At 70.6% G+C, this 13420-nt stretch carries 11 protein-coding genes; 6 read left to right on the forward strand and 5 right to left on the reverse strand.

What is annotated here, in order from left to right; genetic code table 11:
• Positions 1-208: 208 nt before the first annotated feature.
• The 3 genes from disA to HMPREF9062_RS04275 all read right to left on the reverse strand — a co-directional run bounded on the left by disA (position 209) and on the right by HMPREF9062_RS04275 (position 3929).
• Positions 209-1288: a DNA integrity scanning diadenylate cyclase DisA gene (disA, locus tag HMPREF9062_RS04265; protein WP_009748814.1), complete on the reverse strand. Its 1080-nt coding sequence runs from the start codon at positions 1286-1288 to the stop codon at positions 209-211.
• A gap of 183 nt (positions 1289-1471) precedes the next feature.
• Positions 1472-2893, reverse strand: coding sequence for a DNA repair protein RadA (gene radA, locus HMPREF9062_RS04270; protein ID WP_009748815.1), 1422 nt, complete (start codon positions 2891-2893; stop codon positions 1472-1474).
• A 79-nt stretch (positions 2894-2972) separates the two neighbouring features.
• Entirely contained in the window at positions 2973-3929 is a 957-nt protein-coding gene (locus tag HMPREF9062_RS04275; protein WP_009748816.1) for a sugar-binding transcriptional regulator, read from the reverse strand.
• A 229-nt stretch (positions 3930-4158) separates the two neighbouring features.
• Between HMPREF9062_RS04275 and HMPREF9062_RS04280 the strand changes: the two genes are divergently transcribed.
• The 5 genes from HMPREF9062_RS04280 to HMPREF9062_RS04300 all read left to right on the forward strand — a co-directional run bounded on the left by HMPREF9062_RS04280 (position 4159) and on the right by HMPREF9062_RS04300 (position 9364).
• A complete protein-coding gene (locus tag HMPREF9062_RS04280) occupies positions 4159-5151 on the forward strand; it encodes a phosphotriesterase family protein (RefSeq protein ID WP_034253730.1) in 993 nt (330 codons plus the stop codon).
• Positions 5152-5167: 16 nt separating this feature from the next.
• Positions 5168-5821: a 3-dehydro-L-gulonate-6-phosphate decarboxylase gene (locus HMPREF9062_RS04285; RefSeq protein ID WP_009748818.1), complete on the forward strand. Its 654-nt coding sequence runs from the start codon at positions 5168-5170 to the stop codon at positions 5819-5821.
• On the forward strand, positions 5818-6765 hold the full coding sequence (locus HMPREF9062_RS04290) for an L-ribulose-5-phosphate 3-epimerase (RefSeq protein WP_009748819.1): 948 nt from the start codon (positions 5818-5820) through the stop codon (positions 6763-6765). The genes HMPREF9062_RS04285 and HMPREF9062_RS04290 overlap by 4 nt, the downstream gene beginning before the upstream one ends.
• Positions 6766-6976: 211 nt before the next feature.
• Positions 6977-7924, forward strand: coding sequence for a sugar kinase (locus HMPREF9062_RS04295; RefSeq protein WP_009748820.1), 948 nt, complete (start codon positions 6977-6979; stop codon positions 7922-7924).
• Positions 7925-7969: 45 nt separating this feature from the next.
• Entirely contained in the window at positions 7970-9364 is a 1395-nt protein-coding gene (locus tag HMPREF9062_RS04300) for an MFS transporter (protein WP_009748821.1), read from the forward strand.
• Positions 9365-9526: 162 nt separating this feature from the next.
• On the opposite strand, the gene HMPREF9062_RS12100 is transcribed toward HMPREF9062_RS04300, so the two are convergent.
• Positions 9527-10351: a hypothetical protein gene (locus HMPREF9062_RS12100; RefSeq protein ID WP_050795251.1), complete on the reverse strand. Its 825-nt coding sequence runs from the start codon at positions 10349-10351 to the stop codon at positions 9527-9529.
• A 264-nt stretch (positions 10352-10615) separates the two neighbouring features.
• Complete coding sequence (locus HMPREF9062_RS04310; RefSeq protein WP_009748822.1) at positions 10616-11401, reverse strand: L-ribulose-5-phosphate 4-epimerase; 786 nt, start codon at positions 11399-11401, stop codon at positions 10616-10618.
• Positions 11402-11684: 283 nt separating this feature from the next.
• On the opposite strand from HMPREF9062_RS04310, the gene HMPREF9062_RS04315 reads away from it, so the two are divergent.
• Positions 11685-13283, forward strand: coding sequence for a xylulokinase (locus HMPREF9062_RS04315; protein WP_009748823.1), 1599 nt, complete (start codon positions 11685-11687; stop codon positions 13281-13283).
• Positions 13284-13420 lie beyond the last annotated feature (137 nt).

Consider the following 13420-nt stretch of genomic DNA (forward strand, 5'->3'; position numbering starts at 1 on the left):
CCACCACCCCGGCGCCGCGCGACACCGCGACCGCCGAGGACGGGGCGAGCCCGTCCGCGTCGCCGACCCCGACCCCGACGCCGCTCGACCCGAATGCGGCCGGTGCGGGCACCTACCGGTTCCGTCTCCGGCTCGATGGGGTCGACCTCACCGGCGAGCAGACCTTCATCGTCACGTGAGCGAGCGTCTGATGCGCCGGGACTGCGGCCTACGCGTAGCGGTCGACGATGGAGACCTCGGCCAGCCGCGACAGCCCGTCGCGCAGGGTGCGCGCCTGGCCGGCCCTCACGCCGTCGGTGGCCTCGATCTCCTCGACGGTCGCGCCCAGGATCGCCTGCAGTGATCCCCAGCCGCGCACGACCGCTCGCGCTGTCAGTAGCGGCAGGCGCGGGATCTTCGCCAGGATCCGCAGGCCCCGCGGCGAGATCGACGAGTCCAGATCCTGGCCGTCGTCGCCCCCGATGCCCATGGAGCGGGCGACCATGGCCATGTCGAGCAGGGCGGGCGAGCCCACCCATTTCAGCCGCGCGTCGACGGCGGCGGCGTCCAGCCCCGCCGGCAGGTAGTCGGACAGGAGGAAGTCGCGCTCGGCCATCAGGCCGCGCGTGAGCTCCTCGAGTTGGAGGGCGAGCAGACGCCCGTCGGTGCCGAGCTCGACAACGTAGCCGTCGATGTCGGAGGCGATGCGACGCACCATCTCCAGCAGCTGAAGGACTGAGGTGACCTCGCGGACGGTGACGAGGTCCTCGATCTCGAGGGCGTCCAGGCCGGCCGTCGTCTCGTCGAGGCGCGCCTTGTACCGCTCAAGAGTGGCCAGCGCCTGGTTGGCGCGGGCGAGGATCGCTTCGCTGGGCTCGATGACGTGACGGCGCCCGTCGACGTACAGGGAGATGATCTGCATCGACTGGCTCACCGAGATGACCGGGTAGCCGGTCTGACGGGCGACGCGCTCGGCCGTGCGGTGCCGCATGCCGGCCTCGGCGGTCTCGATGGAGGCGTGGGGGAGAAGTTGGACGTTGGCGCGTCGGATGCGTCCCGCGGTGCGGTCCACGACGACGGCGCCGTCCATTTTGGACAGTTCGCGCAGCCGGGCGGCGGACAGCTCGACGTCGAGGTTGAAGCCGCCCGAGGAGATCGACTCCACCGTCTCGTCGTAGCCGAGTACGATGATCGCGCCGGTGCGTCCGCGCAGGATGCGCTCCAGGCCGTCGCGCAGCACGGTCCCGGGCGCGAGAAGCGCCAGGGTCTCGCGCACCAGGGTGCCGGGCTTGCCGGTCGGCTCAGTCATTCGCGTCTCCAGGCGGGGGAACGAGGTCCGGGGGCTCCGGTCGGCGCCCCCGGATCGGGCGGCGTCATCGTATCCGTGTCCCCGCCGAGCCGCCGTGAGGTGTGTCGCGCGGTCGAACGGCCCTTCAGCGCCGTGCAGTGCCCTTCAGCGCCGTGCCCGCCGGGGGCGGGGTGCGGGCTCCTGTCAGCCTCGGGGCAGGGCGGCGCCGACCGCCTCCCCCACGTGGCCCACGGGCACCACCCGCACGCCGGCGGCGTCGCGCAGTTCCTCGCTGCCGGCCAGGGGCACGACGGCCCGGTCGAAGCCCAGACGGGCGGCCTCCGCCAGGCGCCGCTGGATGCCGACCGTAGCCCGCACCTCCCCGGTCAGACCCACCTCCCCGAAGGCGATCAGTCCGGCCGGCGTGGGCAGATTCCGCGCCGCACTGACCACGGCGAGCGCCACCGCCAGATCCGTGGCCGGCTCGACGGCGCGCGCCCCGCCCACCGTGGAGACGTAGACGTCGGTCCCGGACGTGTCCACGCCCAGACGCGCGGCGAGGACGGCCAGCGCCATGGCCACGCGCGAGTGATCCACGCCCGAAGTGGTGCGCCGAGGCGAGCCCGCGGCGGTGCCGGCCACGAGCGCCTGAATCTCGACGGGCATAGGGCGGCGCCCCTCCAGGGTGACGGTCGCGCAGGTGCCCGGCACCTGCGAGCGCGCTGCGGACAGGAACAGGCCCGACGGGTCGGCCAGCCCCACGATGCCGCGTTCTCCCAGGTCGAAGCAGCCGACCTCGTCGGTGGGTCCGTAGCGGTTCTTGATCGCGCGCAGCAGCCGCAGGCGGGCGTGCCGGTCGCCCTCGAACTGGCAGACGACGTCGACGAGGTGCTCGAGCACCCGCGGTCCGGCGATGCCGCCGTCCTTGGTGACGTGGCCGACCAGCAGCACGGGGATGCCGCGCTCCTTGGCCACGGCGATCAGTGCTCCGGCGACCGCCCGCACCTGGGTGACGCCGCCGGCCGACCCCTCGATGCGGGTGGAGGCGATCGTCTGCACCGAGTCGACGACGAGCAGCGAGGGCCCGACCGCCTCCACGTGTCCGAGCAGAGCTCCGAGCCCGGTCTCGGCGGCGAGCAGGAGGGCCGGGTCGACGGCGTCGATGCGCTCGGCTCGCAGTCGCACCTGGCTGGCCGATTCCTCGCCGGTGACGTAGAGGACGGGCCCCTCCCCCCGCCGCCTGGCCACCGTCGCCGCCCGGGCGGCGACGTCGAGCAGGAGGGTCGACTTGCCGACTCCCGGTTCTCCGGCCAGCAGCACGACGGCGCCGGGAACGATTCCTCCGCCCAGGACCCGGTCGAGCTCGCCGACGCCGGTGGGCCGGGCGCGGGCCTCCTCGGCGCTGACCTCGCCGATGGGGCGGGCGGGGGTCGCGGGCCGCGCGGTCGCGGCCCGGACGAGCTCCGGCCCGTTCGCGCACGAGGCGTCAGCCCCCGGGGTCTCGGTGAGTTCCTCGAGCGTGCCCCACGCCTTGCAGCCGCGGCACTGGCCGAGCCACTTCGGGCTCGTCCAGCCGCACTCCGTGCAGACGTAGGAGGTGCGCACTCGCGTGGTTCTGGAGGCCATGACGGCAGACTAACGGGCGCCGCCGACACGGGGCGGGCGGGCCTCCGCCGGTAACCGGTCCGGCCCGCGGTCGTCCGGTTCACGCGTTCTGCAGCAGCGCCCGCGCCGTCGGCTCGTCGGTGACCAGGGCGGACAGGTAGCCCCCGCGCAGCGCCGCGAGGATGGCCATGACCTTGTCGGAACCGGCGGCCACGCCGATGACCAGCGGGATCTCGTTCAGCCTGTCCGGGTCGAGACACAGGGTGCGGTCGCACAGGGAGGTGCGCACGTGGCGGCCGGCGGCGTCGAGGTGGTGGCCGCACACATGGGCCACCACGTTGCGTTGACGGCACTCGCGGACGACGCCGGGAGTCATCCAGCGGCGCAGCAGCGGGCTGACGGAGGATCCGACCGTGCCGATCCCCGTCAGGGCGACATCGCTTCGGGCGGCCAGCTCGAGAGTGGTGGCGACCTGGTCCTCTTTGCGCACGGCCCGGGCCAGGGATGGGGAGTCGAAAACGAGCGGCACGGTCAGGGACCGGAATCGGCCGCCCAACCGCAGGGACAGATTGCGGCACACGTCGGGCCCGTCCTCCAGGTTGAAGGACTCCCCGACGCTGCCGAGCATCGCCACAGTGGTCGAGGCCGGCCAGCTGCGCTCGGCCACATGGTGGACGACGGCGGCCACGGCCCGCCCGTTGGACACTGCGATCACGCTGCGCGGTCCGCAGTTCTCGACCAGCAGGTCGGCCGCGCTGCGGGCGACGTCGGGGCCGATGCCGGAGCCGCCTGCGGGCGCCGTCTCGCTCACGCGTGCGGTCGTGAGACCGAAGGCGGCCACGAGCCGCTCCTCCAGAGCCATGAGGCGCTCGATGGGGTGGGCCACGGTGACGGTGACGATGCCGACGCGGCGCGCCTCGGTGAGCATGCGCGAGACCGTGGGCCGCGAGTAGCCCGTGCGGCGGGCGATCTCCGCCTGGCCGAGGTCCTCCTCCCAGTAGAGGCGGGAGACCTCGAGCAGCACGGCGGCGCGGTCGCGAGTGAGGTCGGCGCACACGTGTTCATCCTAGAAGGATCGCGTCGCTCGTACTCCTTCTTCGTCCGGAGAATTCAATGAATCGACGAATCGGTCGGGGCTGGAGAAAACGCATCCGCACGAATGTTCTCTTCCGCCCTCCGGCGGAAGCGCGGCTCATTCCTACCGTGAATGTCACCGGTCGGCGGGGCCCCTGATGAGAGCGCCGTCGCCGGATCGCTCGCAGATCACCAGTTCGAAGGAGAGCCTCATGGGTATCGTCCGCACCATCCACGGCGACGTCGACCCGTCGACCCTCGGCGTCGTCAACGCCCACGACCACCTCATCCGCGTCGGCGCCGGCGAGGTCTACATCGACCCCGATCACCTCCTCGTCGATGAGGACAAGGCAGCTCAGGAGGCCGCCTACTTCGTCGAGGCATCCAAACGCTTCGCCCCCACCGCCACCATCGTCGACATGTGCCCGGCCTCCTCGGGCCGCGGCGTCGTCAAGCTCAAGCGCGTCGTCGACCGCGTCCCCGACCTCCAGGTCGTCGCGGCCACCGGGTTCCACCAGCAGAAGGTCTACCTGGAGTGGCGCCAGTCCTGGGCCAATCAGTACACGGTCACCGAGATCGCCGACCTGCTCATCGCCGACGTCGTCGAGGGCATCGATGCGGGCGACTACATGGGCCCTCTGGTCAAGCGCACCGACGTGCGCGCCGGCGTCATCAAGTGGGCCACCGCCTACGGCAGGATCACCGACTGGGAGGTCAAGACCGGGAAGGCCATCGCTATTGCGTCGAAGGAGACCGGCGCCCCGATCAACACCCACGTCACCGCCGGCACCTGCGGCCCGGAGCAGGCCCGTTTCCTCATCAATGAGGGCGTGGCGCCCGAGAAGATCGCCATCGGTCACATCCAGCGCAACTGGGACCCGTGGATCCACGAGCAGATCGTCTCCGCCGGCGCCTACGTCGAGCTCGACGGCACCAACCGCATCAAGTACGTGCCCGACAACGCTCGCGTCAACCTCATCAAGACGCTGAAGGAGAAGGGCTACGGCAAGCAGGTCCTGCTGGGCACCGACTCGGGCAAGGCGTCCTACCAGAAGGTCTACGGCTCGGTTTCGGGCATCGACTATGACCCGGCCGTCTTCTGCCCGCGCCTGATCGACGACGAGGGTGTGGACCCGGACTACGTCCAGGACCTCCTGGTGGACAACGCCGCCGCCTTCTTCGCCTTCGAGCCCCTCGCGGGCTGAGCGGGGGCGAGTCGAGATGGCACCCAAGCTGCAGATCGCCTTGGACACCTTCGACCTGCCCGGTGCGCTGGGACCGCTGCAGAAGGCGGCCCCCCACGTCGATATCGTCGAGTGCGGCACCATCCTCGTGCTGTGCGAGGGCTACCGCGCTGTGCGGGCGATCCGGGCCCTCTTCCCGGACAAGCAGATCCTGGCCGACGTGCGCATCGCCGAGGCCGGCTCCACGATCGCCCGACTCGCCTTCGAGGCCGGCGCGGACCTGGTCTCCTGCGTGGCGGGGGCCTCCCTGGCCACGATTGAGCAGGTCTGCAAGGTCGCTGCCGAGTTCAACGGCGAAGTGCAGGTCGAGCTGGCCGACGAGTGGTACGACGCCGATCGGGCTCGCGCCTGGCGCGCGGCCGGAGTCCAGCACGTCATCGTCAAGCGTTCGCGGGACCGCGAGGCGGCCGGCGACCTGTCCTGGAGGCCCGAGGACATGGACCGCGTCGACGAGCTGGCCGCGATGGGCTTCACCGTCACCGTCACCGGCGGGGTCAGCGCCGCGGATCTGCCGGCCTTCGCGGGCCGCAGGGTCGGCATCGTCATCGCCGGCCGGGCCATCGTCGCCGCCGACGACCCGGCGGCCGCGGCCGCCGAGCTGCGCACCACCGTGGAGGAGGTGTGGCCATGAGCTCCGACGTCGCGCAAGCGGATGCCGCACGGACCGGTGCCGCGGCCGGCACGGGCCTCAGGGCGGGTATCAGTCTCGGCATCTATGAGAAGGCGCTGCGCAGCGGCCCGTTGGGAGGCTCCGGGAGCCGCGCGAGCGGCGAGGTCTGGCGGGACTTCCTCGACCAGGTGCCCCGGGCCGGCTTCTCCTACCTGGACATCTCCATCGACGAGTCCCCTCAGAGGGAGGCCCGCCTGGAGTGGGGACCGCGCCAGTGCCGCGGGGTTCGTGACGCCGCGGATGCGGTCGGCACCGACGTCGGCGGCATCTGCCTGTCGATCCACCGCAGGATCGCCCCGGGCTCGGCCGATCCCGCGGTGCGTCGCCGGGCCCGCGAGGTCATGGCGCGGGGTCTGGAGGTCTGCCACGACCTCGGCGCCCCGGTCATCCAGCTCGCCGGCTACTACTGCTACTACGAGGACCCGAACCCCGACGCGGAGCGCTGGTACGGCCAGCTCCTGGCCGACGCGGTCCCCATGGCCGCCCGACTGGGAGTGGTCATGGGCATCGAGAACGTCGACGGCACCGACGTCACCTCGATCCGCAAGGCCATGGAGTTCGTCGACGCCGTCGACTCCCCCTACCTTCAGGTTTACCCCGACCTCGGCAACATCGCCGAGCAGGGGCTCGATCCCGCCGTCGAGCTTCAGGCCGGGACGGGGCACATGGTGGCGATGCACGCCAAGGACGTGCGCCGCGGCGAGCCCCGCCGCGTCGACGTGGGCACCGGCATCGTCGACTGGGACCGCTCCTTCGAACTGCTCCGGGACCAGCACTGGGCGGGTCGCCTCATGATCGAGATGTGGAACGACGACGCGCCGGACTCCCTCGAGCGGTGCGCGGCCGCCCGGGAGTTCATCGAGCGCAAGGCGGCCGGTGCCGGGATCGATGTCCTGTCGCCCTGAGCGGTACCGCCGCGGGGAGCGTCGCGCCGCGGTTCCGACCGCTGGTGCGGCACCCCGCCTCAACGCCGGCCCGCAGCACCATACGGCGCCGCTCCGGCGTCCATCCTCAGCCACCCCTACACCCCCAGCACCTTGAGCAACCCCGACGGCCAGGTCCGCGGACCCGCCGCGAGACGGTCCGACGAACGGCCGTCGGAGAAGGATTCGAACAATGACGTACGACCTGACAACCATTGGCGAGGGACAGATTCGGTTGACGTGCGAACGCGGCGACCGTCTGGCCACCGCCCGCTCGCTGCGCATGACCGCCGCCGGCTCCGAGGCGAATGTCGCGGGGCTGTTGGCCGAGCTCGGCCGCTCCACGGCCTGGACGACCAAACTGCCCCGAGGCGAGCTGGCCGACCGCATCGCTCTGGAGTACTCCGCCGTCGGTGTGGATATGAGCCGCATCGTCATGGCCGATGAGGGCCGCGTCGCCCTCTACTTTCTCGAGCCCGGTGAGTTCCCCCTGCCCGGCAAGGTCACCTACGACCGCCAGTACACGCCCTTCCGCTCCATCGTCCCCGAGGAGTTCGACTGGGACGCGCTGCTCGATACCCGCGTCGTCTTCCTGACCGGAATCACGGCGGCCCTCACGCCCGAGACCGCCCGCGTGGTGCGCTACTGCGCCGACGCCGCCTGCGAGCGGGGCGTCGACGTCGCTCTGGACGTCAACTTCCGCTCCCTGCTGTGGGACGGCGACCAGGCCCGCACAGTGCTCGAGCCCATCGCGCGGCGGGCGGCGATCCTGTTCTGCTCGCGCTCGGACGCCGGCATCGTCTTCGGCATCGACGGCGAGGGCGTGACCGTGTGCCGCGCTCTGCGCGAGGAGATGGGCGCGCCCACGGTCGTGTCCACTGACGGCCGGGCGGGGACCTACCTGTCCACCGAGAGGAAGGATCGTGTCTTCGAGATCAAGTCGGTTCCGGTCATCGACCGTCCCGGCGCCGGCGACTCCTTCGTATCCGGCACCCTGCACGGGTGGCTCGACGGCGACGTCGAGCACGGCATCGAGATGGGCACCAAGGTGGCTCAGCTCGCACTGACCCACCACGGCGACCTCACGCACGTGCGGCTCGGCGAGCTCCAGTTCCTCGGCAGCTCGGACATCGTCCGGTGACGACGTCAACTCCCATTGATTCACAGTAATAAGATTGGACGGCATATGAGCGCGCAACGAGCAGTGGCGTCTGCGGCGCCTCAGGGGAAGACGGCCCCTGAACAGATCGACAACCACCGTCTCACCGGGCACCAGATCTCCCTCATCTCGATGGCCATCATCGGCAACGTGTCGGAGTTCTTCGACATGTTCCTCATCGGATTCATCGTTAACCTTTTGACCAACGCGCCCGGCTGGGAGCTCACCGGGTTCCACTCGGGCATTATCCTGGCCGGTGCCGGTCTAGGGACCGTGCTGGGGTCCATCGCCTGGGGCCGGCTGGCCGATAAGATCGGGCGTAAGCAGGCATTCATCTGGTGCATCGGCGTCCTCGTGGCCTTCACCGCGGCCTCGGCCTTCACGCCCGTCAACGGGTGGATCGTCCTGGCGATCCTGCGCACGGGCGTCGGTTTCGGCGTCGGCGGTCTCAACATCACCTCGGTGCCCTACGTTCAGGAGTTCGTGCCCGCCAAGCAGCGTGGTCTGCTGGCGGGGCTGACGAGCGTCTTCATTCCGGCCGGCATCTTCCTGGGCGGGCTCGTCACCAAGTACCTCGGTGACGACCTCGGGTGGCGCGGCCTGATCGCCGTCGGCTGCATCCCGATCATCCTGCTGGCCTGGGCCAGGATCATTCCCGAGTCCCCCCGCTTCCTGCTCATGCGGGGCCGTGAGCAGGAAGCGAGGGACGCCTACGCCTGGGCCATGGAGATCCCCGTCGACCAGGTGGCGGAGCTCCCCGCGCTGCCGAAGGAGATCTCTGCCTCCTACTCGGTCATCTTCACCAAGTACCCCAAGCAGCTGCTCGTCGTCTCCCTCGGCTCCTTCTGCTTCATCCTGGGCTCCTTCACAGTCCAGTCCTGGGGGCAGACGCTGCTGGGCCAGTCCTTCACCTTCGCCCCCAAGACGGTGGCGACCCTGTTCATGTTCGTTTCGCTCGGCGACCTGCTCGGACGGTTGGGTTCGGCGTGGATCTCGGATCACATCGGGCGGCGCTGGACCATGTTCGGCTACGGCCTCATCGGCGCCGCCGGCGCCCTCGTAGCCGCCCTGTCCACCCGTATGGTCCACGGCGACGACGTCGGCAGCGCCGGCCACATCTTCTTCGCCGGCATCTTCATCATCATGATGTTCGGCGACGGCGCCTTCGGCATTCTCAATGCCTTCGGCGGCGAGCAGTTCCCCACCGAGGCCCGCTCGACCGGCCTGGGGCTGGGCTACGGCATCGGCGCGGTCGCCAAGGTCGTCGGCCCGTACGTCGTCGGGGCTCTCATCGGCAATAGCGACTTGACCGCGGAGGTCGTCTTCCTGCCCTTCATGATCTTCGCAGTCCTCCTGCTGCTGGGAGGCGTCATCTACCTCTTCGCCAGGGAGACGAAGGGAGCGTCCCTGGAGGACATCTGACCCGCCCCCTCCTCCCTCCCCCGCGGAGACCGGCGGTGGGAACCGGTCGCACCGTCCTGGTGGCCGCCGTCGACGAGCGCCGCCCCTGCCCGGGGAGCGGCGGCGGCTGCGTCGAGAAGTTGTGAAAGTTACGGAAGTGTGCGGGAGACCGCGGAGGAGGAGTCAGGCCGACGACGAGTCATCGTCGCAGGCCGGTGGTCGTCTCCCGCGAGGTGCGTTCTGCTGCGCGGACGGCTGAGGGTCCGTCGGAGTCCGGCCGTATTCGGACTGGGCCCGCCCGTCGGGAGGGGTGTAGCCGGTCGGGATCTGTCCGTAGGGAGCGTGCGGGGTCTGCCCGTAGGGATTGGTGTAGCCGGTCGCGGAGGTCGGGGCCTGTCCGTAGGGAGCGTGCGGGGCTTGTCCGTAGGGATTGGTGTAGCCGGTCGCGGAGGTCGGGGCCTGTCCGTAGGGAGCGTGCGGGGTCTGCCCGTAGAGGTTGGTGTAGCCGGTCGCGGAGGTCGGGGCCTGCCCGTAGGGAGCGTGCGGGGCCTGCCCGTAGGGAGCGTGCGGGGCCTGCCCGTAGAGGTTGGTGTAGCCGGTCGGAGTCCGCCCTCCGCCCGCTGCCGCCTGGACCCCCACCGGTTGGGCCGGCGGCGCAGCGCCCCAGGGCTGCTGGGGGACGGCGGCCTGGCCGGGGGCGAGCCGCAGGAGATCCGGCGGTAGGCCGGTGACCGGATCCCGGCCGAGCTTGTGGGCCAGCAGAGCCCGGTCGCGATTGCGGACCATGCGAGGGGCGATCTTGAGGACGAGGTCGTCGAGCAGCTGGGCGATGCCGATGAGGATGACGACCGGAATGGCGATCAGAAAGAAGGGGATGCGCACGCGGGGCCCCTTCGAGAGCCAGGCCAGGAACATGATGAATCCCACTGCCCCCAGAATGAGTATGAGGGTGAGGATGAGGGGGTAGAGCTTCGAGCGCGGTTCCTTCGGCTTGTCTGCGTCTGCCATGAGGAGGCTCCTTCGCGGGGTTGGGACACGGTGACGTCGGACGCCCGGCCACAGCATCCGTCCTCACCCCGGCTGTCGCAAGGCCGTGCGTCTCTACGTCCCTCGACGAGGACTGGGCGAATGGGAGACGGACGTACCGACGACCCGCCGTCTCCGAACCGTCTCCCGCGCCCTCGCATGCTCTCATGGTCCCGGGGGAGCCGACGCGTCGGCGTTGTCGGGCTGCGCGGTTGCGTGCGGGGCGATCAGCCCGGTGCCCGCCGATCAGTGCTGCCCGTAGACGTTCTGGTAGCGGTCGTTGAGCTTGTCGACCAGGTTCTGGTCGATGAGTGTGATCTCGCCGCCGGCGCGGGCGATGTGGATGGTGCGGGCGACCTCCTCGCACATGGCGGCGGCCTTGACGGCGGCACGGGCGTCCCTTCCGATGGTGAAGGGGCCGTGGTTGGCCATGAGGACGGCCGGGGACTTCGAGTCGGACAGGGTTTCGACGATGCCGCGCCCGATGGAGTCGTCCCCGATGAGGGCGAAGGGTCCTACGGGGATGTCGCCGCCGAACTCGTCGCCCATCATGGTCAGGGCGCAGGGGATGGGCTCGCGGCGCGCCGCCCAGGCGGTGGCGTAGGTGGAGTGGGTGTGCACGATGCCGCCGACCCGGTCCATGTGGCGGTAGACGTAGGCGTGGGCGGCGGTGTCGGAGGACGGGGTGAGAGAGGCCGGCGTGCCGTCGTCGATCTTGTCCCCCTCCAGGGTGCACACGACCATGGTGTCGGCTCTCAGCTCGTCGTAGGAGACGCCGGAGGGCTTGATGACGAACAGATCGGTCGTGATCGTCTCGCCGTTGCGCGTGAGGGTGACCCGTTCGGAGACGTTGCCGGCGGTCCACACCACCAGGCCCCACCGGGGCAGTTCGGCGTGCAGGGCCGAGACTCTCTCGCGGGTTGCCGCCACCGCCTCCTGGATATCGGCGTCCAGCTCGGACAGGACGATCTGGTCTGGTGAGGTGTGTGTCTGGGGCAACTCGGGCACCGTTCTTTCGTTCTCTCTACTCATCAGCGTGCGTGTTGTTGTGGTGACGCCCGCACGAGCGGCGGGCCTCGCCGGTACGCCCCACTGTGCCGGTTCCGGTGCGGCGGAGCACCCGCCGCGGTGAACGGACGTGCGCCGCTGCGCAGGGGCGGCGCAGCAGGGGTGCGCCAAGCCTAGAGGCAAGCATTCACGTCGGGTGCGGCATCGGGCTAGCATCTGCCTCTGACGTCGTCGCCGCGCTCTGGTCGGCGCCCGCCGGGCGGGGCGAGGGCGCCGCCACCCCGAGAAGCAACGGAGCAGGATTCGGATGACCCCTTCCACCACGACACCACCGCAGGCCGTCGCCCTGGATCTGAGCAGGACCGCGCTGGGCATCGAGCTCGGCTCGACCCGCATCAAGGCCGTCCTCATCGACCGGTCCCATGCCGTCGTCGCCTCCGGCTCCCACGAGTGGGCCAACGACCTGGTCGACGGCGTGTGGACCTACGCCATCGACGACGTCGTCGCGGGGCTGCGGGCCGCCTACGCCGGGCTCGCCTGCGACCTGCGGGACCGGTACTCCATCGAGCTGACCACGGTCGGGGCCATCGGCATCTCCGCGATGATGCACGGCTACATCCCCCTGGATGCCGACGGCGAGCTGCTGACCGCCTTCCGCACCTGGCGCAACACCTTCACCCAGGAGTCCTCGGCGGTCCTGTCGGGGCTGTTCGGGCTCAACATCCCCCAGCGCTGGTCGGTGGCCCATCTCCACCACGCCATCGTCCGCGGCGAGGAGCACGTGGCGCGCATCGCCCGCATCACAACTCTGGCGGGCTACGTCCACCACCGTCTGACGGGTCGCCACGTTCTGGGCGTGGGGGAGGCCTCGGGCGTCTTCCCCATAGGGACGGACGGCCGCTCCTTCGACGCCGGGATGGTCGCCGCCTTCGACGAAGCGGTGGATGTGCCATGGTCCCTGATCGACGTCCTGCCGCGAATCGCCGTCGCCGGTCAGGATGCCGGCACGCTGACCGCCGCCGGCGCGGCCCTGCTCGACCCCACCGGCATGCTGCGTCCCGGGGTGCCGCTGTGTCCGCCCGAGGGCGACGCCGGCACCGGCATGGTGGCCACCAACTCGGTGCGCCCGCGCACCGGCAACGTCTCGGCGGGCACCAGCGCCTTCGCCATGATCGTCCTGGAGCGGCCGTTGCGGACCCTGGTGGAGCAGATCGACCTGGTCGCCACGCCGTCGGGAGCGCCTGTGGCCATGGCCCATTCCAACAACTGCACGAGCGACCTCAACGCCTGGGTCGAGGTCTTCGACCAGTTCGCTCGGGCCATCGGCGCCCCGGTCGAGCGCGGCCGGCTCTTCGACGTCCTGCTGGGTGCAGCGGACGACGGTTCCATGGACGACGCCGGGGTGGTGGCCTTCAACTTCCTGTCCGGGGAGCACCTGGTGGGTCTGGCCTCGGGCAGGCCCATGGTGGTGCGCCGCCCCGAGAGCACGCTGTCGCTGGCGGCCCTTATGCGCGCCCACCTGTTCGCCGCCTTCGCCTCGATGGCCTATGGCGTCAGAGTGCTGCGCGCCAATGCCGATGTCCCCATCGACTCGATGTTCGCCCACGGGGGCATCTTCGCCACGCCCGAGATCCCTCAGCGCGTCCTGGCCGCCGCTTTCAACACGCCCGTGTCGGTGGGCGCCACCGCCTCCGAGGGCGGGGCATGGGGCATGGCCCTGCTCGCCGGTTACATGCTGTGGGCCGAGGGCCGGCCGCTGGAGGACTACCTCTCACAGGTTGTTTTCCGCGACATGGAGATCCTCACCATTGCGCCCGCGCCCGAGCAGGCCGAGGAGTATGCCCGCTACCTGGAGACGTTCATGCGGGCACTGCCGGTCGAGGCCGCGGCCGCCGAGGTCTTCTGACCGGGCCCCGCCCCGTCGCGGGACGCGGCGCGGCGGGGCCGGACGGCCCGGCATCTCGCACGTCAGCCCCGTCTTCAGCGCCGAGATCCGGACCGTCGGGATTCCAGGTGTCCTATTGCCCACTGCTGACGGGCGGT

This window comes from Actinomyces sp. oral taxon 448 str. F0400 (assembly GCF_000220835.1).
Taxonomy (GTDB): domain Bacteria; phylum Actinomycetota; class Actinomycetes; order Actinomycetales; family Actinomycetaceae; genus Actinomyces.